2 protein-coding genes are annotated in these 2,032 nt (G+C 45.9%); both read left to right on the forward strand.

Annotated elements, in window-relative coordinates; all coding sequences use genetic code 11:
- Positions 1–98: 98 nt before the first annotated feature.
- On the forward strand, positions 99–728 hold the full coding sequence (locus tag PsB1_RS11735; RefSeq protein WP_284361822.1) for a hypothetical protein: 630 nt from the start codon (positions 99–101) through the stop codon (positions 726–728).
- A 63-nt stretch (positions 729–791) separates the two neighbouring features.
- Complete coding sequence (locus PsB1_RS11740) at positions 792–1,496, forward strand: DUF2846 domain-containing protein (RefSeq protein ID WP_284361824.1); 705 nt, start codon at positions 792–794, stop codon at positions 1,494–1,496.
- Positions 1,497–2,032 lie beyond the last annotated feature (536 nt).

Genomic DNA, 2,032 nt, shown 5'->3' on the forward strand with positions numbered 1-2,032 from the left:
GAGAACCCACAAAGCTTCGGACTCTGACATACAAATTAGGGAACAATCATGATTTAGTTAGCATTTTTAGGTTAGGCGAACTCAGGTTAGATGAAGAAATGATCAATTATTCCCGATTTGTATGCTCAGTCACAACTATTGGTTTGATTTTGAACCCTATAATGTCATTGGCAGCAGGATTAAACTTCCAAGTGCCCTCACCTCATAATAGTCTGCAAGATGTTAGTCCGCCAGATAAAAGTCCGCCAGATAAAAGTCAAATCAGAGCACCAAGTTCAAGCGCTGAGTTCGTCCCAGCGGGGACTGTGATTAAAGTTGAAATCATCGAAATGATCTCAACGCGGACCCATAAAATCGGAGACACTTTTGCACTCAAACTTTCAGCCCCTTTGAAACTTGGAAACACGATTGTCATTCCTGTCGGAACACTTGGTAGTGGAGAAATCATTGATGCTGGTAAGCCTGGGATTGGTGGCAAGCCTGGCAAATTAATTCTCGCTGCGCGTAGTTTGACTTTTGAAGGGCAGCTTATACCCTTACGAGGGCTGCGGCTTTCACAGAGCGGGGAAGATAAATCAGGTTTGGTAACTGCCCTAACCTTTGTACCCTATGTTGGCTTTGCTGGTCTTTTAGTATCAGGTGGACATGTTGAAATTCCAACTGGTTCTTGGGGTCAGGCGCGGCTTTCTGGTGATTTTTCTCCGATCAGGAAATCTGAAGCACCATGAATAGTCAAACATTGGAAAGGCTCAATTGTTAATTTTTCACTTTAACTTTAGGAGATGCCTAATATGAAAACTGCTTCTATGATGAACTATATGATGGATATTCGCCGCTTTCTTATGGCAGCCAGTGCAATCTTTGTTTCAATGACAAGTTCAGGGGCTTTCGCCCAAACAACCAGCACAGAGCCTACGATCCAGCCAGCCCCGGTGGTAGCGCCGCCAAATACCGATCCCTCTCCTCTACCCGCACCTCCCCCTGAGAAGGCCCCACCAACTGAACCGGTTTCACCTACCCAGTCAGCCCCACCAGCTGAACCGGTTTCACCTACGCAGTCAGCCCCACCAGCTGAGACGTCATCAGTCGCTGAGTCCACTACACCGCCAGATCCTCAATTAAGTGGGCAAAATCCACTTTCCCCACCACCTGAGAACAAAGGGCAAATCGTTTTTTTTCGGCCATCTAACTTTTTAGGATATGCGTTGAGTTTTTCAGTCCGAGAAGGTGACAAAGGAATTGGCAAACTGGAAAATGGCTCTTATTTCATCCATATCGCAGAGCCTGGTACGCACGAATATAATATTGAATCCGAGGTTAAAGATACACTACGTCTAGAAATCGAACCCGGCGAAACTTATTATGTGTCGCAGACCATCTCCATGGGATTGATGGTTGGTCGTCCAAACTTAATCCCTTCAGATGCGATCGTTTTTCAGAGCAAGAAACTTAAAGTATCTAAAGCAAAAGCTACGGACCGTAAGCCCAAAAATTAAAAGTGAATAGCACTTTCCAAACCCACCAGACCGAACAGTGCGTTTGGTTGAACAAATGCCAAACGCGCTGCACAACCCATTGAAAGACAGTCGAAACTTTGACTTCTATAACAAACATACGCGGCTCGTTTAAACCCTTTCAAGCCCTCCAAGACACTCTTTCAATTTAGAAAAATTCTCCTCGATCAGCACATTGCACGGCCAGAGTGAGAAGGTTACCATGCTGTCTCCCACCACAATATCTGTTCAGACAACACGACCAATAACGATCATTGATCTTTCATCTTTGGGTTGAGGAACGCTTTGGGCTGAGGCACGGTGACGGCGCGGGTAACTAGATCGTAGGCAGCATCGGTAGTGACTTGACCCCTGATGTTCATCCGGTCATTTTGAGAGTTGTTTGATAGTTTGCTCTGCCACCTGAGACTTGGACCATTTGGAATTAGAGTTTTGTGCCGTAATTTTCCTTGGCTGGACGAGGAGGTTTGGCATGAAAGCATCGAAGTTCACGGACGCCCAGAAAGCGTTCGTCGTGA

This window comes from Candidatus Phycosocius spiralis, from assembly GCF_030158815.1.
Classification (GTDB): Bacteria; Pseudomonadota; Alphaproteobacteria; order Caulobacterales; family Aquidulcibacteraceae; genus Aquidulcibacter; species Aquidulcibacter spiralis.